General features: G+C 66.7%; 19 protein-coding genes and 2 pseudogenes. 3 read left to right on the top strand and 18 right to left on the bottom strand.

Annotation, left to right across the window (positions count from 1 at the left end; all coding sequences use genetic code 11):
* Position 1: 1 nt before the first annotated feature.
* From HPA01S_RS03540 to HPA01S_RS03500, 10 genes and pseudogenes are all read right to left on the bottom strand, one after another.
* Positions 2-985 (bottom strand): branched-chain amino acid ABC transporter permease, encoded by a 984-nt coding sequence (locus HPA01S_RS03540; RefSeq protein ID WP_066266720.1) that lies wholly within the window; start codon positions 983-985, stop codon positions 2-4.
* Between the two features lie 8 nt (positions 986-993).
* A complete protein-coding gene (locus HPA01S_RS03535; protein WP_066266717.1) occupies positions 994-1,875 on the bottom strand; it encodes a branched-chain amino acid ABC transporter permease in 882 nt (293 codons plus the stop codon).
* Between the two features lie 18 nt (positions 1,876-1,893).
* Positions 1,894-2,613, bottom strand: coding sequence for an ABC transporter ATP-binding protein (locus HPA01S_RS03530; RefSeq protein ID WP_066266715.1), 720 nt, complete (start codon positions 2,611-2,613; stop codon positions 1,894-1,896).
* The gene (locus HPA01S_RS03525) at positions 2,600-3,358 is read right to left on the bottom strand and encodes an ABC transporter ATP-binding protein (RefSeq protein ID WP_066266714.1); all 759 of its coding nucleotides are present in this window, start codon (positions 3,356-3,358) and stop codon (positions 2,600-2,602) included. Before HPA01S_RS03525 ends, HPA01S_RS03530 begins: the two co-directional genes overlap by 14 nt.
* A gap of 391 nt (positions 3,359-3,749) precedes the next feature.
* On the bottom strand, positions 3,750-4,574 hold the full coding sequence (locus HPA01S_RS03520) for an SDR family NAD(P)-dependent oxidoreductase (RefSeq protein WP_084360439.1): 825 nt from the start codon (positions 4,572-4,574) through the stop codon (positions 3,750-3,752).
* A complete protein-coding gene (locus tag HPA01S_RS03515) occupies positions 4,571-5,668 on the bottom strand; it encodes an amidohydrolase family protein (protein ID WP_157084887.1) in 1,098 nt (365 codons plus the stop codon). Before HPA01S_RS03515 ends, HPA01S_RS03520 begins: the two co-directional genes overlap by 4 nt.
* Before the next feature lie 150 nt (positions 5,669-5,818).
* Positions 5,819-5,884 (bottom strand): annotated as a pseudogene (locus HPA01S_RS23795) (hypothetical protein); the annotation flags it as partial.
* A gap of 29 nt (positions 5,885-5,913) precedes the next feature.
* Positions 5,914-6,555, bottom strand: a pseudogene (locus HPA01S_RS03510) (Bug family tripartite tricarboxylate transporter substrate binding protein); the annotation flags it as partial.
* A gap of 245 nt (positions 6,556-6,800) precedes the next feature.
* A complete protein-coding gene (locus HPA01S_RS03505) occupies positions 6,801-7,577 on the bottom strand; it encodes an SDR family NAD(P)-dependent oxidoreductase (protein ID WP_245638561.1) in 777 nt (258 codons plus the stop codon).
* Between the two features lie 97 nt (positions 7,578-7,674).
* A complete protein-coding gene (locus tag HPA01S_RS03500) occupies positions 7,675-8,793 on the bottom strand; it encodes an NADH:flavin oxidoreductase/NADH oxidase (RefSeq protein WP_066266705.1) in 1,119 nt (372 codons plus the stop codon).
* 157 nt (positions 8,794-8,950) lie between these two features.
* On the opposite strand from HPA01S_RS03500, the gene HPA01S_RS03495 reads away from it, so the two are divergent.
* Genes HPA01S_RS03495 through HPA01S_RS03485 form a run of 3 tightly spaced genes read left to right on the top strand, consistent with a single transcriptional unit; the run spans position 8,951 to position 11,386 of the window.
* On the top strand, positions 8,951-9,808 hold the full coding sequence (locus HPA01S_RS03495; protein WP_066266699.1) for an aspartate/glutamate racemase family protein: 858 nt from the start codon (positions 8,951-8,953) through the stop codon (positions 9,806-9,808).
* Positions 9,805-10,974: a thiolase family protein gene (locus HPA01S_RS03490; protein WP_066266693.1), complete on the top strand. Its 1,170-nt coding sequence runs from the start codon at positions 9,805-9,807 to the stop codon at positions 10,972-10,974. The genes HPA01S_RS03495 and HPA01S_RS03490 overlap by 4 nt, the downstream gene beginning before the upstream one ends.
* A gap of 1 nt (position 10,975) precedes the next feature.
* Positions 10,976-11,386: a Zn-ribbon domain-containing OB-fold protein gene (locus HPA01S_RS03485; protein ID WP_066266692.1), complete on the top strand. Its 411-nt coding sequence runs from the start codon at positions 10,976-10,978 to the stop codon at positions 11,384-11,386.
* Between the two features lie 159 nt (positions 11,387-11,545).
* On the opposite strand, the gene HPA01S_RS23310 is transcribed toward HPA01S_RS03485, so the two are convergent.
* The 8 genes from HPA01S_RS23310 to HPA01S_RS03445 all read right to left on the bottom strand — a co-directional run bounded on the left by HPA01S_RS23310 (position 11,546) and on the right by HPA01S_RS03445 (position 18,478).
* Positions 11,546-12,529, bottom strand: coding sequence for a flavin reductase (locus HPA01S_RS23310; protein WP_169801500.1), 984 nt, complete (start codon positions 12,527-12,529; stop codon positions 11,546-11,548).
* A gap of 44 nt (positions 12,530-12,573) precedes the next feature.
* Positions 12,574-12,951, bottom strand: coding sequence for a VOC family protein (locus tag HPA01S_RS03475; RefSeq protein WP_066266691.1), 378 nt, complete (start codon positions 12,949-12,951; stop codon positions 12,574-12,576).
* Entirely contained in the window at positions 12,948-13,826 is an 879-nt protein-coding gene (locus HPA01S_RS03470) for a MaoC/PaaZ C-terminal domain-containing protein (protein WP_066266687.1), read from the bottom strand. Before HPA01S_RS03470 ends, HPA01S_RS03475 begins: the two co-directional genes overlap by 4 nt.
* 13 nt (positions 13,827-13,839) lie before the next feature.
* Positions 13,840-14,787: an SDR family NAD(P)-dependent oxidoreductase gene (locus tag HPA01S_RS03465; RefSeq protein WP_245638560.1), complete on the bottom strand. Its 948-nt coding sequence runs from the start codon at positions 14,785-14,787 to the stop codon at positions 13,840-13,842.
* Positions 14,788-14,860: 73 nt separating this feature from the next.
* A complete protein-coding gene (locus tag HPA01S_RS03460) occupies positions 14,861-15,373 on the bottom strand; it encodes a flavin reductase (RefSeq protein ID WP_157084885.1) in 513 nt (170 codons plus the stop codon).
* Complete coding sequence (locus HPA01S_RS03455; protein ID WP_066266683.1) at positions 15,370-16,161, bottom strand: enoyl-CoA hydratase/isomerase family protein; 792 nt, start codon at positions 16,159-16,161, stop codon at positions 15,370-15,372. The genes HPA01S_RS03460 and HPA01S_RS03455 overlap by 4 nt, the downstream gene beginning before the upstream one ends.
* Before the next feature lie 2 nt (positions 16,162-16,163).
* Positions 16,164-17,390 carry a CaiB/BaiF CoA transferase family protein gene (locus tag HPA01S_RS03450; protein WP_066266680.1) on the bottom strand — a complete coding sequence of 409 codons (1,227 nt, stop codon included), beginning with the start codon at positions 17,388-17,390 and terminating at the stop codon, positions 16,164-16,166.
* Positions 17,387-18,478 (bottom strand): LLM class flavin-dependent oxidoreductase, encoded by a 1,092-nt coding sequence (locus HPA01S_RS03445; RefSeq protein WP_066266677.1) that lies wholly within the window; start codon positions 18,476-18,478, stop codon positions 17,387-17,389. The genes HPA01S_RS03450 and HPA01S_RS03445 overlap by 4 nt, the downstream gene beginning before the upstream one ends.
* Between the last annotated feature and the right edge of the window lie 121 nt (positions 18,479-18,599).

Genomic DNA, 18,599 nt, shown 5'->3' with positions numbered 1-18,599 from the left:
CTCATGAGGCGGGACGGTCTGTCACGACGGACCGCTCCAAGGGGCCAGCATGCGCAGCCGGCGCTTTGGAAAGCAGGCTCTTCAGCGTGCCGACCACGCCCTTGCGAAACAGCATCACGACGACCACGAACACAAAGCCCTGGATGAGCAGCACCAGCTCGGCGAAGCCTGCCAGATAGTGTTCCATCGAGCCGATGATGATGGCGCCCACCAGGGGGCCCAGCAGCTGGCCCAACCCACCCACGATGGAGATGAGAAGGGCCTCGCCCGAGGTCGTCCAGCTCACGTCCACCAGCGTGGCCAGTTGGGTGGACAACACCTTCATGGCCCCAGCCAGGCCGGCCAGCCCCGCAGACAGCGTGAACGCCTGGAGCTTGAACAGGTTGGCTCGGTAGCCGAGCGAAATGGCGCGCGGCTCGTTGTCGCGGATCGCCTTGAGCACCTGTCCAAAGGGGGAGTTCACCATGCGCCATACAAGCCAGAACGCGAACACCGTGATGGCCAGAACCGCGAAATACAGGGTCAGGTTGCTGGTCGTGTCCACCACACCGAAAAGCATCGGCCGCGGCACGTTCTGCAGGCCGTTTTCGCCACCAGTGAAGGGCATGCGCAGCGCACAGAAATAGACCAGTTGCGCAAACGCCAGCGTGATCATCGAGAAGTAGATGCCCTGGCGCCGGATCGCCAGCAGCCCCGTCACGAAACCGATAGCCGCCGCGACGCCGACGCCGGCGAGGATGCCGGCCGCCCCGTCCCATCCCCACTCTTTGACGACAAACCCTGTCGCGTAGGCCGCCGAGCCATAGAACATGGCATGACCGAACGACAGAAGACCCACGTAACCCACCATCAGGTTCACCGACGCCGCCAACAGCGCCAGGCACAGTAGCTTCACGAGAAAGAGTGGGTAGAAGAAGAATGGCGCGGCAATGCCCAGAACCAGGGCGATCGCGAGCAAGGCATAGTTTCGCTGTGCGGCGTTCATGGCAGCTCTCAGTTGTTGCGGCCGAACAGGCCGTGGGGACGCAGCGCGAGCGTCAGGATCATCACGATGAAGATCACCACGCCGGCCAGGTCCGGGAGGAAGAGTTTGGTCAGGCCCTCGAGCAGGCCCAGCCCAAAACCGGCGACCACCGCTCCCGCGATGGACCCCATGCCACCGATCACCACCACGGCAAAGACAATGATGATGAGGCTGGAGCCCATGAGCGGGTTGACCTGGTAGATGGGCGCCGCCATCACGCCACTGAAACCGGCGAGGGCTACGCCGAATCCATAGGTCAGCATGAGCATACGGGGCACGTTGATGCCGAACGTGCGCACCAGCGCCGGGTTCTCATTGGCCGCGCGCAGGTAGGAGCCCAGCTTGGTCTTCTCGATGACGAACCAGGTGCCGGCGCAGATCACGATGGCCACGGCAATCACCCACAGGCGGTACCAGGGGAAAAAGGTGATCCCCAGGCTGACGCCGCCCGCCATCGGGTTCGGATACGGCTGGCCGCTCACGCCCAGCTTCAGGCGCACCGCGCCCTCCAGCAGCAGCGCAATGCCGAAGGTCAGCAGCAGCGGGTACACGTGGTCGAGCTTGTAGAGATGCCGCAGCAGCACCCGTTCCATCAGAACGCCGGTCAGGCCGACGGTCAGCGGCGCGATCAGCAGCGCCCATGCGTAGCCTAGGCCGAAGTACTCCAGAATGACCCAGGCCACAAAAGCGCCGAGCATGAACTGCGCGCCATGGGCGAAGTTCACGATCCGGAGCATCCCGAAGATGATGGCCAGCCCCAGGCTCATGATCGCGTAAAAAGCGCCGTTGATGAGGCCGAGGACGGCCTGGCCAGCGACCAGGCCCACCGGCATGCCAAATACAGTTTCCATCAGTATTCCTTCAACCCGTCACAGCCCGAGAGCGGCTTCAATATGCGGCAGGCGGCCGGCAATTTCGGCGCGCGTGAACTGGTCGATCACGGCACCGCTTTCGATCACGTAGAAGCGGTCGGCGAGCTGCGATGCGAAGCGGAAGTTCTGCTCCACCATCAGCACGGTGAACCCGCGGTCGCGCAGCATGGACACGGTCTGTCCGATCTTCTGCACGATGATCGGCGCCAGGCCTTCCGTGCACTCGTCCAGCAGCAGCAGCTTGGCGCCTGTGCGCAGGATCCGGCCGATGGCGAGCATCTGCTGTTCGCCGCCGGACAGCCGCGTGCCCGGGCTGCTGCGGCGGGTCTTGAGGTTGGGAAAGATCTCGTAGATCTCGTCCACCGAGAGCCCGCCCGGCGACAGCACCGGTGGCAGCAAGAGGTTTTCCTCGGTCGTCAGGCTCGCGAAGATACCGCGCTCCTCGGGGCAGTACGCCACACCCAGGCGCGCGATGGCCTCCGGCGGCAGGCCTTCGGTGGCATGGCCGTTGACCTCGATCGCCCCGGTCCGCCGGCCCAGCAGGCCCATGACGGCGCGCAAGGTGGTGGTCTTGCCCGCGCCGTTGCGTCCCAGCAGGCAGACGATCTCGCCCTCGCGCACCTCGATCGAGATGTCCTGCAGCGCGATCGTCTCGTCGTAATGCGCGGTGAGTTTGCCGACCTTCAGGCAGGTTCGAGCCGTTTCAGTGACCACCATCGCCTCCCATGTATGCGACCTGTACGCGCGGGTCTGTCGCCACCTGTTCGTAGCTGCCCTCCGCGAGCACCGACCCCGACTGCAGCACCGTAACGTGGTCGCACAGGTGGGCAATCACCTTCATGTTGTGTTCCACCATGAGCACGGTGCGACCCTTCGCCGCTTCCTTGATGAGCTGCATGGCGGGCTCAATGTCCTCATGGCCGAGGCCGGCCATTGGCTCGTCCAGCAGGATCAGTTCAGGCTCCAAGGCCACCGTGGTCACCAGCTCCAGCGCGCGCTTTCGCCCATACGACAGCTCGCCCGCCAGCGTGTGCTCCCAGGGCGAAAGTCCCACCGAGGCCACCAGATCGCGCGCCTTGCGCTCCAAATCCTGCAACACGCGTTCGCTGCGCCAGAACGTATGACTCCAGCGGGTCTTGCGCTGCAGGGCAACGCGCACGTTCTCCAGCACGGTCATGTGGCCGAACACGGCAGAGATCTGGAACGAACGCACCAGCCCCCGGCGCGCGACCGTCGCCGGGTCGCTCCGTTCAATGCGCCGGCCATTGAAGGTGATCGTGCCGGCGCTGGCCGGGAGAAAGGTGGTCAGCAGGTTGAAGCAGGTGGTCTTCCCGGCGCCGTTGGGCCCGATCAGGGCATGGATGGAATGTCTGCGCACGCGCAGGTCCACGTCCTTGACGGCGTAGAAGCCACGGAACTGCTTGGTGAGTCCCGTCGCCTCAAGGATGTAGTCAGCGCTCATGGATGCACGCCTGGTTGCAGGCGCCAAAGCGGGTGGCAGCGTTCATCGGCCCCTCGTTTCAAGTGTTAGCGGACACGCAGGCACCCTGCGCCGCGATGGATCAGATGTAAGTTTTGGAAGACGTGTGGCGCACACATCGCAGCGAAAGACCTGCTGTGCGCGCGGGTAGGCGCTGAATCACGCAGCCGGGGGCTCGGTGGCAGGCACCCCGTCTAACCCGACCCGTTGCAGATGCAGGAGCCATTCTTGAAATACCACGGCATGTCTCCTAAATTTTGTTCTTGCTAGACAGATGCTAATCACGCACGCCCTCGCGCAGCGCGATCAATTGGAAATGCTCAGTTGAAAAAGCGAGATGGGTTCATGTACCCGCATCGACCGAGATGGGCGACTACTTTTTCATAGAAATCATCTGCTGGCCCAGCGCCGCCCACGCGGCCGGTGCACCGGCCTGCGCCTCGGCGGTGGCCAGGGGTAGCGCGGTATCCCACCGCGCACCGATGTAGCGGCGCGAGGTCACGGTGTTCGCCGCATCGGACACCAGCCACAGCAGTGGCGCCACCATCACCTCCGGCTGCAGCATCGTCGCCCGGTCGTAGGGCACGGTGTCGTTCACCAGGGCGGTGTTCGTCAGGCCACCGGGCACGATGATGTTGGCCGTCACGCCGGTCCCTGCCAGGTCGGCGGCCATCACCGTGGTGAAGGCCTCGGTCGCGGCCTTCGTCGCGCCGTAGGGAGTCTGTCCCGCGCGGAGCATCGAATCCAGGCTCGTCGTGATGCCCACGATGCGACCCCAGCCGCGCTCAACCATGCCCGGAGCCACCGCACGCGCCAGCAGAAACCCCGCCGTCGCGTTTACCGCGAAGAAGCAGTTCCATTGCGTGGGGGTCACCTCCCAGAACTTGATCGGGTTGGTCCAGTGGTCCGGTCGGATGGAGGGCTGGCCGATGCCGGCGTTGTTGACCAGCACATCGACGTGGCCGAAGCGCGCTTGCACGGCGGTCAGCGCGTCAGCACAGCCCGCCTCTTGCGAGAGGTCTGCCCGCACGGTGAGGAAATCGTCGCCACGCGCGGCTTCCTTCTTCGCCAGCTCATCGAGCGAAACGGCGTCATGGTCCACGCAGGCCACCCGATGACCGCTCTCTAGAAGGCCTTTCACCATCGCACGCCCCAGGCCCCGCGAGCCACCCGTCACCATGCACACGCGTTTCGTCATTTTTGATGTCCCTTGTCGTCCATGCGGTAGATGCGCGCCGCCGTGCCCTTGAAGAGCTGCGCTCGGTCAGCGGCCGGCAGCGCGTGCGTGAGGCGTTTGAACGCATTCCACACCTCGCTGTACCCGTAGGCCTGCTTGTCCACCGGAAAATTGCTTTCGAACATGCACCGGCTCGCGCCAAAGAGCTCGATACAGGTGTCCACCACCGGCTTCCAGGTGGTGGCCAGCGTCTGCGAATCGGGGGGGACGCCGCGCAGGTGCAGGCCGTTGCCGAACACCGGCATACCCATGCCACCCAGCTTCACGTGCACGTTCAGGTGCTGCGCAAGCGCCTCCATGCCGGCGCGCCACGAGGAGAACACCTCATCCCGCTTTCCCTGGTACGGCCCCACGCCGAGTGGCCCACCCACGTGGTTCACCACAATTCGCAGGTCCGGCAACGCCCGGGCGAGCACAGCCACGTCCTCGAGCTGCGGATGGAACAGCCAGACGTCCAGGCTCAGGTTGCGCCGCACAAGCTGTGCCGCACCGAGCTGGAAGCCCGGATCGCGCAACAGGTGTTCGGGCATGCGGTGGCGCAGGTACGAGCCGATTTCGCCGCTGTCGAACGGCGTCTGGTGGCGCACGCCACGAAAGCGCCCGCCCGCGGCCTCGACGGCCGCATCGAGAACGTCGCCGGCCGCATCGCCGAGCCGAAGATCGACCTGGCCGACGATCACGGCCGCCATGCGGCATGTGCCATACAGCCCACTGTCGGCCATGGCGGCCATACCGCGCGCGAACTCGACCTCGCCGAGCGATCTCAGGTGCTCCGGCCCGTTGGCACGGTACATGGCCGCCGCCTCGATGAACACCGTCGCCTCGATGTTGTGACCACAGTTCATCACATCGTCCCGCATGTCGTCGAAGAGGTAGCGGCTCCCAAAGTCCTGCAGGTCCCAGAAATGGGTGTGCGAATCGATGATCGGCAGCTCGGGTTCGAGTGCCGGCTCCGGCGCGCAGCCCGCGAGCCAGGCGTTCACAGTCTTCGTGTCCTTCACCAGGTTGCCGCGGTAACCGGTGTCCGGATGGTCTTTGCTGGGCGCGATGCTCATGCGGGTTCTTTCGCGGGGAGGGGACGCACATTGTCCAAGCCATCCGCTTCGATGGCGCTGGTGGTGGTTCGGAACATCAGGCGGGGATCGCCCCCCCTGCCACGCGGTGCCCCGGTGCAGCGTGGCGCATTTGTCCAAAAGCACCAGGTCGCCTGGCGCCCACGCATGGCGCCAGACGTTGCGCTCGCTCTTCGCAGTGGCGAAGAGGGCGTCCAGCAGGTCTTGCGAAGCGCCGGCTTGGCGGCGGGGGCCAAGAACACGCTCCAGCTATGGGCCTTGAACCCCACACCTGCCTTCATCTCGCTATTCGGCGGCACGTCCGGCAGCAGGCTGGAGCGGCTGAGCGCGGGCAGGACCAGTACGTTGAGCTTACTGGACTTGACATACGACGCTGCCAGGGACGTAGAGATGAGACCAATTGCCACGTGTCCGCACAGCATGTCGGTCACGGCCGGGACCTCACCCTTGTAGGGCACAGCGACGATGTTCATACCGGCCAAGGCCTTAAGAGACGCCATCTGCAAGTGGATGAACGTGCCCAGGCCGCGGGAGACGGTGTAGCTCAGCTTGCCCGGATTGGCCTTGGTATGCGCCAGCATCTGTTCGAAGGTGGTGATATTGAGACCCGGGCGGATGACCAGAACCATCTCGATCAAGCAGGCACTGCCGACAAATGAGAAGTCCCTGAACACGTCGTAAGGTACGTCATCGCGCACGGCCTGGGCAATGGCCAGCGGACCGATGTTGCCCACGACCATGGTGTAACCATCGGGCCTCGACGGTGCGCGTGGAAACTGCTGGGCGAATGCGCGAAAAGAGGCCTCCACGCCCGTCGGAAACGCGGCCTTCAGGTACCGGCAGCGCGCGGTAGAAGGGGAGCTTTTCATGTGTCCTGTCTCCATTCGTTGTAAGAGTTTTTGGCATACTGCACGCAGACATACTTGGAAAAATCGCCATGCAATGTGCACGAAAAATTCTAAGAACTGCCTTCCCCTGAAGGAAGGCCCATGGGGCGAACAGCAGCTTTGCAGGAACCGATAGGGGGGGTATCGGGGTGACCAGGTGCTCACGCACGCGGGACGCTTCAGCAATGGAGAGATCCTCTCGCCAGCAGGCCTGCAGGACAACACGCTTAGCGCGCCAGGAAACCACCGTCCGCCGGGTAGTAGCCTCCCGTGCAGAAACTAGCGCGCTCGCTGCAGAGCCACAGCACGAGTTCGGCGATCTCCCCCGCTCCGCCCAGCCGCCCCATCGGATGCTGCGCGACCATGCGCGCACGCGCCTCCGCCGAGGCGGCGGAGAGGATCGGCGTATCGATGTAGCCGGGGCCGACGGCGTTGACGCGCACACCCTGCTGCGCGTAGTCGAGCGCGGCCGCCCGGGTGAGGCCCACGATGCCATGCTTGGACGCCACGTACGGCGACAGCGAGAGATTGCCGACCTGGCCCAGCACCGAGGCTACGTTGACGATGGCGCCGCCGCCTGCCGCCAGCAGGGCTGGGATCTGCGTGCGCAGGCCATGGAACGTGCCGGAGAGGTTCACGTCGATCACGCGCTGCCAGTCGCGGGCCGAAATCTGCGCCAGCGGCACCGCGGCCTCTGGGCTGCCCCGCGCAATGCCGGCGTTGTTGCAGGCAACGTGCAAGGCACCAAAGCGTTGCACCGCCGATGCCACGGCCGCCTCGTGGTCGGCGGGGTCGGACACGTCCATGCGGACGAACAGCGCGCCCGGCGAGGAGCCACCCCCGTCCGCGCCCGCATGGATCCGTGCCACGGTTTCCTCGCCGCCTGTTGCGTCCACGTCGGCCACCACCACACATGCGCCTTCGCGCGCAAACGCCAACGCCACCTCGCGCCCGATGCCCGAACCCGCGCCCGTGACGAGCGCTACCTTGTCTTTCAGCAGCATGTTTTCTCCTGGTCAAAGTTTTTCAAAAAAAGGCCCGGGCTCCCCGCGAGCCCCGGGGGCGGGCACACAAGAACCTGCGAGCGCATGCATCCCGTCTTCAGCGCGCTGCAGCGGAGCGGATGATGGTGTCTTGCGACGGCAGGCCCGCCGTGGTTTCGCCGCGCAGGTACTGGTGCGGCACCGTCACCTTCGCGCCCAGCGCCTCGGCCGCATGCCAGGCCCAGCGCGGATCGTTGAGCATGCCGCGCCCGAGCCCGACCAGGTCGGCATCACCCCGCTCGACGATGGCCTGCGCATGCACCGGGTCGCGTATCAGGCCGACACACATCGTCGCCACATCCACCTCGCGCTTCACCTGGGCTGCATACGGCACCTGGTAACCGGGGCCGAGCGGGATCTCCGCGCGCGCGCTGCCACCGGACGACAGATCCATGTAATCCACACCCCGCGCCTTGAGCTGGTGCGCGAAGGCCACGGCGTCTTCACCTGTGAGGCCGCCGTCCAGCCAGTCGGTGCCGTTGAAGCGAACGCCCATCGGTTTGTGGGCGGGCCAGGCGGCACGCACCGCTTCGATCACTTCCAGCGGGAAACGCATGCGCCCCTCCCGGTTGCCGCCGTACGCATCGGTGCGGGCATTGCCCAATGGCGAGAGGAAGGCGCTGAGCAGATAACCGTGCGCGGCGTGGATTTCGAGCAGGTCCAGGTCGAGCCGATCGGCCCGTTGCGTGGCCTGCACAAAGGCCTGCGTGACGCGGTCCATGCCGGCGCGATCGAGCGCGCGGGGCTCCTCCCAGCCCGGGCCGAAGGCCGCATCGGTGGGACCGAAGGTTTTCCAGCCGCCTTCGCTCAGGGGCAGGTTGCCGCGCCCTGCGCCCGGTCGGCGCACCGAGGCCTTGCGGCCCGCATGGCCGAGCTGGATGCCGATGGGCATGCTGGCAAACGGTCGCACGACCTGCAGCACACGGGCGAGCGCCGCCTCGTTCTCGTCCGACCACAGGCCCAGGCATTCGGCGGTGATGCGTCCTTCGGGTTCGACGCCCGTGGCCTCGATCACCAGCAGCCCCGCACCCGACACCGCGTATTGACCAAGATGGAGAAGGTGCCAGTCGGTGGCATTGCCGTTCACCGCGCTGTACTGGCACATGGGCGAGACCACGATGCGGTTGGGTAGCGTGAGATCGCGCAACTGAAAAGGCTGGAACAGAGCACTCGTCATCGTGACTTTCGACAAAAGATCGGGTCGCGGCATTGTCCGTTCGGCCACGCGCGCGCGCCAGCAAATGCACCCGCAAGCGATACAAAGTACCTTTGCGCCACGTGCAATGCCGCGCCGCGCAGCGGCACAGTATGCTGGCCGCACAGGAGACATTGCCGTGACCCCATCAACCACCGCGCACCACGCCGCACCCCTGCGCATCCTCTGGCAAAGCAGTACCCCCATCACCCGATACCCGGCCTACAACGAGGCCATCGTCGCGCACGCGGCCCGCGTCCTCGGACCCCAGGTCGAGGTGGTGGTGCGCGGCACCTTGCGGCCGACCTTCGGCAGCTACACCCGCGCCGCGTTCTTCCTCAAGAGCAGCGACATGATGGACTCCATCGTGGCGGCGGCCGACGAGGGCTTCGACGGCGTGGGCATCGGCTGCTTCCTCGACCCGATCCTGCACGAGCTGCGCGAGATCCTGGACATCCCCGTCATGGGTCTGGCCGAGACGGGCATTCACATGGCCTGCATGCTCGGACAGCGCTTCGCCATTCTTTCGCACTCCGAGGCGCTCAACGTCAAGGTCTACGACAGCCTGGTCGAGCGCTACGGGCTTCGCGCGCGCATGAGCGGCATGCACGCGGTCGACCTGTCGATGGACACCCTGGAAAAGGCCATCACCGGCGACCCCGCGCCCGCCATCACCCTGCTCAACGAGGCCGGCGCGAAGCTGGTTGCCGAGGGCGCGGAGGTCATCGTGCCGGGCTGCGGCCTGCTCAATCTGCTCTGCGTGCAGCAAGGCTTGAACCAGATCGCCGGGGCCACCGTGCTGGACGTGACCGGCGCGCTGCTCAAGATGACCGAGACTATGGTCACGCTGCGGCGCGTGTCGGGCACCGGCGTGAGCCGCACCGGCTACTACGCGCGTCCGTCCGAGGCAGATGTTCGCAAGACACTGGCCTCTTTCGGCCGCGGCCGGGTCGACGGCAGCGACGCCGTTTCCGCCACCGGAAAGGCGGCGCCATGAGCATCAAGGGGAAAGCCTTCATCGCAGGCGCTTTCGAACACCCCACCCGCCACGCCCCGGACAAGTCCGTCGCGCAGTTGCACGCCGAATGCGCGCGCGGCGCGCTGGCCGATGCCGGGCTCTCCAAAGACGACGTCGACGGCTACTTCTGCGCTGGCGACGCACCGGGCCTGGGCGCCTCGTCGATGGCCGACTACATGAACCTCCGGTTGCGCCACATCGACAGCACCGACACCGGTGGCAGCTCCTACCTGATTCATGTGGCGCACGCCGCGCAGGCGATTGCCGCGGGCAAGTGCAATGTCGCGCTCATCACGCTGGCGGGCCGCCCGCGCAGCGAGGGCATGGCGACCGGCACCGCACCGCGCCCGGGCAACCCGAACCAGCCCGACCTGGAGTGGGAACTGCCGTATGCGCACGCTACGGTGAACATGTATGCCATGGCCGCGATGCGCCACATGCACGCCTTCGGTACTACCAGCGAGCAGCTGGCCTGGATCAAGGTGGCCGCCTCACACCACGCGCAACACAACCCGCATGCCATGCTGCGCGATGTGCTCACGGTGGAACAGGTGATGCAGTCGCCGATGGTGGCCGACCCGCTCCACCGAATGGACTGCTGCGTGATCAGCGACGGCGGCGGCGCTCTGCTGGTGGTGCGACCCGAGATCGCGAAGAGCCTGAAGCGCCCACTGGTGCGCGTGCTCGGCGCGGGCGAGGCGATCAAGGGCCAGTTCGGCGGCGAGGTGGACCTCACCTATACCGGCGCGGCCTGGTCTGGCCCGGCCGCTTTCGCCGAAGCGGGCGTGACACCCGCCGACATCCAGTACGCCTCGATCTACGACAGCTTCACCATCACGGTGCTGATGCAACTGGAAGACCTGGGCTTCTGCAAGAAGGGCGAAGGCGGCCGCTTCGTGGCTGACGGCAACCTGATTTCGGGCAGCGGCAGGTTGCCGTTCAACACCGATGGCGGCGGCCTGTGCAACAACCACCCCGCCAACCGCGGCGGCATCACCAAGGTGATCGAGGCCGTGCGGCAGTTGCGCGGCGAGGCCCACCCCGCCGTGCAGGTTCCGGGCTGCACGCTCGCGCTCGCGCAGGGCACGGGTGGCTCACTCGGCACGCGCCATGGCAGCGCCACCCTCATCATGGAAAGGGTCTGACATGGCCGGCCAACACCGCACTCAGGCACCCTCGCGCCCGATCGCATCGATCACCCGGCAACCGGAGTCTGCACCGTTCCAGGACGCAGCCGCCGAAGGCCGCTTCGTCGTGCCCCGCTGCGGCGCCTGTGGCCGCCTCCACTGGTACCCGCGCGCGCTCTGCCCGTTCTGCTTCAGCAACGACATCACCTGGCAAGACGCCTCCGGCCGTGGCACGGTGTACAGCTACACCGTCATGCGCCGTGCCAAGCCGGCCTATGCCATCGCGTACGTGCAACTGGAGGAGGGGCCGATCATGATGAGCAACATCGTGGGCTGCGACCTCGACGCGGTGCGCATCGGCATGGCGGTGAAGCTGGTGTTCGAGCCCGCCGGGAACGGCCCGCTGGTGCCGATGTTCACGCCGGCGTAAGGCGCTCGCGCGGAAGCCCCGCGCAAATCTTTAAGGTGCGGCGTTCAAACGACGGCGCGGTCAAACACGCGCCCGCCTACCATCCGGCACCGCCTGAAACGGGTGCCGCCCTTCCTGCCGCCGGGGCAGAAAAGGAGCGCCGAAGACGCACGGGCGGTGTCAACTCACCGTGCCGGCCTGGCGCTGGAAATGCTCGACGTGGCCGAAGTACGCGCGCACCGCAGCGGCCGCGCCTTCGGCGTCACGTGCGCGCATGCACGACAGCATCTGGCGGCGCAGCGGCGTCAGCTCGGGCTGGTGCATGGCGGCGTACGGCATCGCGTTGGCCTGGGCCATCACGCTGTGGTGCATCAGCGTGGCCAGGGTCTGCGCCACCAGGGCCAGCACGTCGTTGTGGGCGGCCTTGGTGATGAGCGAGAAGTACTCCAGTGCGGCCAGCGCGCGGGCCGCCATGTCGCCGCGTTCGGTCTGGGCGTCCATGTCCGCAAGGTGCTTCTCCATCGCCTCGAAGTCTATCGCCTCGCCGCGCTCGCAGGCCAGGCGCAACAGCAGCTCGTACACGCCGGCCCGCGCCTCGATGAGAGACTTCACCGACACCCGGCCCTGCGCCGCGAGCTCGCGCAGCGACTGGGCCAGCATCATGTAGGCGCCCTTGTAGAACACCAGCGGATCCTGCTCGCGACCGTGTTCGAAACGCTCGACCTTCCCGATGAAGATGACGTGGTCGCCGGCGGCATGCTGGGCAAATGTCGTGCAGTGGAAGCGCGCCACGCAGTCGTCGATCAGGGGCACGCCACCAAAACCGTCGCTGTGGCCAACGCCCTCGAACTTGTCGACGATGGATCCGCTGGCGAACCGCGCCGACAGCTTGCTCTGGTCTTCGGCCAGCACGTTGATGGCAAAGCCGTTAGCACCCTGGAACGCGTCCATGGACTTGCTCGCATTGCGCAGGCTCCACAGCACCAGCGGGGGGTCCAGCGACACCGAGCTGAACGAGTTACAGGTCAGCCCCACCGGTTTGCCGTCGGGGCCGCGCGTGGTGATGATGGCCACGCCGGTGGGAAAGGTGCCGAGCGCGCGGCGGAATTCGCCCGCATCGAACGGGGGGGTGTCGGTCTGCAGGGCTTGCAGGGTAGTGGTCATGGGGGTCTCCTTCCGGCGCCTCTGGGCGCGTGATGCCAGTTTTCTCAGGCGGCCTTGGGAGCCCGCCGGAACATCTGCACGATGTTGCCGTCCGGGTCGCGCATCGACAGCACGGCGCCGTGGCTGCCCATGTCGCGGATGCCGGTCACCTCACCGCCCGCCGCGGCCACGGACGCTTCGACACCGTCGAAGTTTTCCACTTCGAAGACGAGCACTGCACCCGATTCGGCGGGCTTCGCTTCGTCGAGGCAGGCGATCGAGAAACCGGTGCTGCCGGCCTCGCCGGCTTGGTATTGCACCCAGCGCTCACCGTCGCGGAACTTGAGCGGCAGGCCCAGCACCGCGTCGTAGAACGCAGACTGCGCGGCCACGTCGCGCGCGACCAGGTAGACGTTTTGCAGTTTCTTCACTTGTGTGTTCATGACAACTCCTCGTCGCGTGCCAGGCGCGCGCGTCCGTGGGACAGCACGACGACCTGGCGTTCCTTGCACAGCGCACGGAAGACGACCTCGCCGCCCTCCTGCCACATCTGCACCTGCAGCGTCTCACCGGGCACCATGGGCGCCGCGAACCGCGCACCGATGGATGCAATGCCCGCGGGCGGGAACCGCTCCTCCAGCATGCGCGCGGCCATGCCGAACGACAGCAGCCCGTGCGTGATGGGCCGTTCGAAGCCGGCGTTGCGCGCCACCGCCGGGTCGGCGTGCAGCGGGTTGTAGTCGCCGTTGAGGCGGTAGAGCAGCGCTGCCTGCGGCCGGGTCGGCAGCTCGGCCGTTGCGTCCGGGGCGCGGTCCGGTACGGCAGGCGGCGCCGGGGTTGCCGGCTTTGTAGGCGGCGGTTCTGCCTTGTCAAATCCGCCATCGCGGCGGCAGAAGGTCGAGCCGGCGATGGTCGCCAGCAGGTCGCCCGTGGCCACGTCGTGCAGCTGGCGCTCGGTCTGGATCACCGCGCCCTTGCCTTCGCCCTTGTCGAGCACGGCCACCACGCGGGCACGCGAGCGAACGGCACCCTCCACCAGAAGACGCCGGTGTAGCGTGAGCCGCTGCTCGCCATGCACGACGCCACTGCGGTTGACCCCGGTGGCGGGGTTGGCCGTCCACGGGCCGGGGTGCGCCAGCACCAGGGCCATCGTGGGAAAGGGGCGCAAGCCGTTCTCCAGCACGTGGCGCAACTGGCCCGCGTCCATCGGGTCGTCGCCGAAGCCCAGGCTGAGCGCATAGAGCTGCGTGTCGCGCACGGTGTAGCGCTGCACGATCTCCTCGAAAGGCCAGTTCAGCAAGGTGTCGCGGTCGATCATGCGTGCGGCCTGTTCACTGCGCCTGCCAGGGAAACACGTCGCGTGTGCGCTCCAGCGGCACGAAGGATTTCTTCCAGCCTTCGCCGACTTGCTCGCGCAGCCGGTCCATGGTCCATCCCTCGCTGTTCTGCAGGATGCGCATGGGACGCGGCTGGCTGTAGAGGTACAGCTCGTTGCCGCGCACGCCGATGATCTGCCCCGAGATGTCCTTCGCGTCGTCGCCGAGCAGGTACACGGCCACTGGCGCGATCTGCTCGGGGCGCGTGCGGGCGCGGCGCATTTCCAGGTTGGCGGCCTGCTGCTCTGGCGTGGCACCGGGCACCGACTCGATCATGCGGCTGAAGGCGCTGGGGGCGATGCAGTTGGAGCGCACGTTGAAGCGCGCCATCTCCAGTGACAGCGAACGCGACAGGCCGACGATGCCCATCTTGGCCGACGCGTAGTTGGCCTGGCCGATGCTGCCGATCAGGCCCGAGGTGGAGCTCATGTGCACGAAGGCGCCGCTCTCCTGCTTGCGGAAGATTTCGGCGGCGGCGCGGCTCACGTAGAAGCTGCCCATCAGATGCACCTTGATGACGGCCTCATAGTCCTCTGGCGACATCTGGTGGAAGATCTTGTCGCGCAGGATTCCCGCGTTGTTGACGACGTAGTCCAGCCGCCCGAAGGTGTCCGTGGCCAGCGCGATGATGCTGCGCGCCGACTCCCATTCGGCCACGCTGGCCGTGCTGGCCACCGCCTTGCCTCCCATGGCCTCGATCTCACGCACCAGCTCCATCGCGGGGCCGCTGTCCTCGCCCTTGCCGTCCAGCGACACCCCCACGTCGTTGATCACCACGCTCACGCCCTGCTTGACCAGCTGCAGCGCGATCTCGCGGCCGATGCCGCGGCCCGAGCCGGTGACCACCGCCACCTTGCCATTCATGCCGTTGGCCGTGCCGACGTCCTGGTGTTGTTCTGCCATCGCTGTATCTCCGTTGTATGTCAATGAAAGGAAAGCTTGTTTCTGGGCGCTGGTGCGGACCGGGTGATGCGCCTCAGCCTGTCTGGCGGTACCGGCGCACCAGCCCGGTGAACAGCCAGCGCCCCTCGGCGTCGGCAGTCCCATGCGGTCGGTTCTCGCACTCGAAGGTGGCCACGGCTCGCTCCAGCAGCGGTGCACCGCCGAGGCCAAACTCGAAGGCCAGCGGGGCGAACTTGTCGGTGCGCGGTCCGGTGAAGCGGCGCGCGACGTCGGCGCCCACCTCGTCCTGCTCCAAGATGAAATTGAGCGCCACGTGGGTGGCGTGTGTGAACACCTGGAGCCCCGGCTCCCCGCCGGGCAATGTCCAACCGAGCGCGGGAGCACCCGTTTCGGACAGTGCGGGCGGCTGCGCACAGCGGGCACCGACCAGGCTGCCGTCCGCGCCTTGCGCGGTGACGATGGCCACGCACTCGCCGGTGCGCCTGAGCGCGAGCGCCAGGCCGGCGGTGCCCCCATCGTGGGCAACCCAGCGGCTCGTCATGCCGGGCTCCTCGGTCGGTGTGGCGGGTCGGCCGAGCGAATTCATGCGCGGGCATCCTGTCCGGCCAAGGCCCAGGTCGGTGGCCGCTTCGCGCGGAATGCGGCCATGCCCTCGGTGGCTTCGGCGGCCTGCATCGACACCACGGCGGTCTGCGAAGCCCGGGCAATGGCTGCGTCGAACTGCTGTCCCGCAGCCAGCTCCAGCAAGGCTTTGGTCTGCCCCAGCGCCTGTGGGCTGCCCTTGATGAAAGCGGCCGCCAGCGTGTCCACCGCCGCGTCCAGGTCCTGCGCCGCGCACACCTGCTGCACCAGGCCCAACGCCTGGGCCTCGGCCGCGCCCACGGCGCGCCCGGTCAGACACAGGCTCAGCGCCGCGCGCCGGCCGATGGCCAGCGTGAGCGAGACCGCGGTGAACGAGGGCGCGATGCCGGCGCGCGCTTCGGGAATCGAGAACGACGCGTCCTCCGTTGCCAGCGCCATGTCACACCAGGTGGCCAACGCCACGCCCAGTCCGACCGCCTTGCCTTCGATGACGGCCACGGTCGGCACGGCGCAGTGGCGCACCGCGCGCGCCAGCCGCTGGGCGGGTGCAATGCGGCGCGCGAGCGCCGCGCCGTCTTCGCCTTCGTCGGCATCCAGCTCACCCAGGTCGCGGCCAGAGCAGAAGGTGGCGTGGTGGCCGCGCACGAACACGGCGCGTGCGCCCTGCTCCCCCGCGCCCTCCATCACAGCGGCCAGCGTGGCGAGCATGGTGTCGTTGAGCGCATTGCGCCGGCCGGGGTTGTCGATCCAGCAGGTCACGATGCCGCGGGCATCCCGCTGGACGTCGAGCATGCTCACACCACGCCCCCAGCGCGCAGCCGGTCGATGTCGGCCTGCGCGAAGCCGGCTTCGCTCAGCACCTCCTGCGAGTGTTCGCCCAGGCGCGGCGGGTGGCGGCTCGAGGTGTTCGCCCCCTCGCCCACCTTGAAAGCCGAGCCCAGCAACCTCGTGCTATGGCCATCGCGGTGGGGCACCTGCACGACCATGTGATTGGCCAGGGACTGCTCGTGCATCAGCGCCTGGTCGATGGTGTGCAGCGGCGCGATCGGCACGCCATGCGCTTCGAGCCGGGCGGACCAATGGGCAACGGTGTTGCTGCCGAAGATGCCGATGAACGCGTTCACCACCTCCTCGCGCCGCGACAGGCGCCCAGCGTTGGTCGCGAGCCCCGCGTCGTTCTCAAGGTCCGGGCGGCCCACGGCGCGACACAGCTTCTTCCAGGTGCCGTCGTTCAGCGCACCGGTGAGCACCTCGCCGTCGGTGCAGCGGAACGCCTGGTACGGCACCAGGTGCCACAGGCCAGAACCCTCGCGGCGCGGCATGGCATCGGCTTCCAGCCAGCCGACACCGTGGTACCCCAACAGCGAGACGGCGGTTTCCAGCAGGGACACGCGCACCGTGTTGCCGGCCTGCGTTTTCTCGCGCCCCATCAGCGCGGTCAACACGCCGCAATAGGCGAGGATGCCCGTCGTCATGTCCACGAACGACACGCCCGAGCGCACCGGACCGCCGTCGCGGTCGCCGGTGATCGACATGATCCCGGAGAAGGCCTGCAGCAGTGCGTCGTATCCCGGCCGGTCGGCAAGATCGCCCTGTGCGCCGAAAGCCGAAATCGTGCTGACAACCAGGCGCGGGTGCCGCTGGCGCAATGCCGTCTCGTCGATGCCCAGGCCCCTGGCGGTGCCCGGCAGGAAGCTGTGCAACAGCACATCGGCCTGCTGCAGCAGCTTGTCTAGCACGTCACGGCCTTCCTGCAGCTTGAGGTTGAGCGTGATGCCGCGCTTGCCGCGGTTCACGCTCATGAAGTTGCAGCTGTCGCCCGCCGCCGTCATGGGTGCCCACTGTCGGTTCTCGTCGCCGGTCGGCGCTTCGACCTTGATCACGTCGGCACCCATGTCTGCCAGCATCTGGCCACACAACGGCCCCGCGAGGACGCGGCTGAGGTCGATGACGCGGATGCCTTCGAGCGGGCGCGAGCCCACGGCGGTGTCTTTCGACACACTGTCCACGGCGGCGCTCACGCGGTTTCCGTGGCGGCAGGTAACGCGCTCACATGCGGCTTGTCGTTGGCGATCTCCTGCTGAACCGCGGGGATGATCACTTTGTTCCACAGCTCCAGCTGCTTGAGCATGAGCTGGTGGTCGAAGTCGCCGACCTGCGTCTGCAGCGCCACGTGCACCGGGCGCACCGCGCGGATGTCCGCGACCAGGCGCTCGATCACCGTGTCCACCGAACCGACGGGCATGTTCTTCATGAGCTTGTCCCACGGCAGCTCTTCGTCGTAGGGTTTCTCGGTCACGATGTAATCGTCTTCTACGGATTCGGTGCGCTGCTTCAGGCTCACCGCAATGCGCTGCTGGTAACGCGCGCAGTCCACGTAGTGTTCGACCTCGGCCTTGTTGTCGCTCGCATAGGCAAAGCGCAGCAGGCCGACCTTGGCCTTGGCCGGGTCCTTGCCTTCAGCCACCGCCAGCTCGTCGATCACGCCACGAAATCCCCCCAACCGCTTGGTGCCACCCAGGCCGCCCGAGATGAACACGTGGTGGTCGTTGCGCAGCGCGCGGCGCATCAGCATCGGATCACCGCTGGCGATCCAGATCGGCGGCATCGGCGTTTGCACCGGACGCACGCTGATGGCGGTGGTCGGTTGTTGATAGTGCTTGCCTTCGTAGCTGAACTTCTTCTGCGTGAGCGCCAGATCGATCATGTCCAGCATTTCCAGCGTCTTTTCTTTGGCGTTCTCCAGCGTGATGCCGAAGCGCTCGAACTCGAACTGCTGGTAGCCGCCACCCACACCCACGTTCAGGCGACCACCAGAGAGCTGGTCGGCCATGGCGATCTCGGCGATCAGGCGCGCTGGCGTGTACAGCGGCGCGATGACCACGGCCGATCCGACGCGGATCTGCTTGGTCACACCCGCGCAGTACGTCGCCATCATCAGCGGCGAAGGACACAGCCCATAGTTGGAAAAATGGTGTTCTGCATACCAGGCCGCGGCGAAGCCATTGCGGTCCGCCACCTGCGTCTGCTCAATGGCCTCTTGTATGATTTGCCCGGAGGACTTCTTCTGGTTCCGCTGCTGCATCAAGATGAAAATTCCGAAGTCCATGTCGTTCCTTGTCTGGTTGAAAAGCGGCACCAGCAAGCGGGGTTTTCCCTCGATCGCGGCACCTTGTCCCGGTACCGAAAATTCTAGGCAGCGCCCTCTGAAAACAGAAGACACAAGCTGC

Source organism: Hydrogenophaga palleronii NBRC 102513 (genome assembly GCF_001571225.1).
Classification (GTDB): domain Bacteria; phylum Pseudomonadota; class Gammaproteobacteria; order Burkholderiales; family Burkholderiaceae_C; genus Hydrogenophaga; species Hydrogenophaga palleronii.
The sequence above is the reverse complement of the archived record's forward strand: the minus strand, read 5'-3'. Positions and strand labels throughout refer to the sequence as shown.

Excerpts from the sequence above, each read along its gene's own strand:
- HPA01S_RS03540 (WP_066266720.1), bottom strand. The coding sequence starts at position 985 with ATGAACGCCGCACAGCGAAACTATGCCTTGCTCGCGATCGCCCTGGTT.
- HPA01S_RS03535 (WP_066266717.1), bottom strand. The coding sequence starts at position 1,875 with ATGGAAACTGTATTTGGCATGCCGGTGGGCCTGGTCGCTGGCCAGGCC.
- HPA01S_RS03530 (WP_066266715.1), bottom strand. The coding sequence starts at position 2,613 with ATGGTGGTCACTGAAACGGCTCGAACCTGCCTGAAGGTCGGCAAACTC.
- HPA01S_RS03525 (WP_066266714.1), bottom strand. The coding sequence starts at position 3,358 with ATGAGCGCTGACTACATCCTTGAGGCGACGGGACTCACCAAGCAGTTC.
- HPA01S_RS03520 (WP_084360439.1), bottom strand. The coding sequence starts at position 4,574 with ATGACGAAACGCGTGTGCATGGTGACGGGTGGCTCGCGGGGCCTGGGG.
- HPA01S_RS03515 (WP_157084887.1), bottom strand. The coding sequence starts at position 5,668 with ATGAGCATCGCGCCCAGCAAAGACCATCCGGACACCGGTTACCGCGGC.
- HPA01S_RS03505 (WP_245638561.1), bottom strand. The coding sequence starts at position 7,577 with ATGCTGCTGAAAGACAAGGTAGCGCTCGTCACGGGCGCGGGTTCGGGC.
- HPA01S_RS03500 (WP_066266705.1), bottom strand. The coding sequence starts at position 8,793 with ATGACGAGTGCTCTGTTCCAGCCTTTTCAGTTGCGCGATCTCACGCTA.
- HPA01S_RS03490 (WP_066266693.1), top strand. The coding sequence starts at position 9,805 with ATGAGCATCAAGGGGAAAGCCTTCATCGCAGGCGCTTTCGAACACCCC.
- HPA01S_RS03485 (WP_066266692.1), top strand. The coding sequence starts at position 10,976 with ATGGCCGGCCAACACCGCACTCAGGCACCCTCGCGCCCGATCGCATCG.
- HPA01S_RS23310 (WP_169801500.1), bottom strand. The coding sequence starts at position 12,529 with ATGACCACTACCCTGCAAGCCCTGCAGACCGACACCCCCCCGTTCGAT.
- HPA01S_RS03475 (WP_066266691.1), bottom strand. The coding sequence starts at position 12,951 with ATGAACACACAAGTGAAGAAACTGCAAAACGTCTACCTGGTCGCGCGC.
- HPA01S_RS03470 (WP_066266687.1), bottom strand. The coding sequence starts at position 13,826 with ATGATCGACCGCGACACCTTGCTGAACTGGCCTTTCGAGGAGATCGTG.
- HPA01S_RS03465 (WP_245638560.1), bottom strand. The coding sequence starts at position 14,787 with ATGGCAGAACAACACCAGGACGTCGGCACGGCCAACGGCATGAATGGC.
- HPA01S_RS03460 (WP_157084885.1), bottom strand. The coding sequence starts at position 15,373 with ATGAATTCGCTCGGCCGACCCGCCACACCGACCGAGGAGCCCGGCATG.
- HPA01S_RS03455 (WP_066266683.1), bottom strand. The coding sequence starts at position 16,161 with ATGCTCGACGTCCAGCGGGATGCCCGCGGCATCGTGACCTGCTGGATC.
- HPA01S_RS03445 (WP_066266677.1), bottom strand. The coding sequence starts at position 18,478 with ATGGACTTCGGAATTTTCATCTTGATGCAGCAGCGGAACCAGAAGAAG.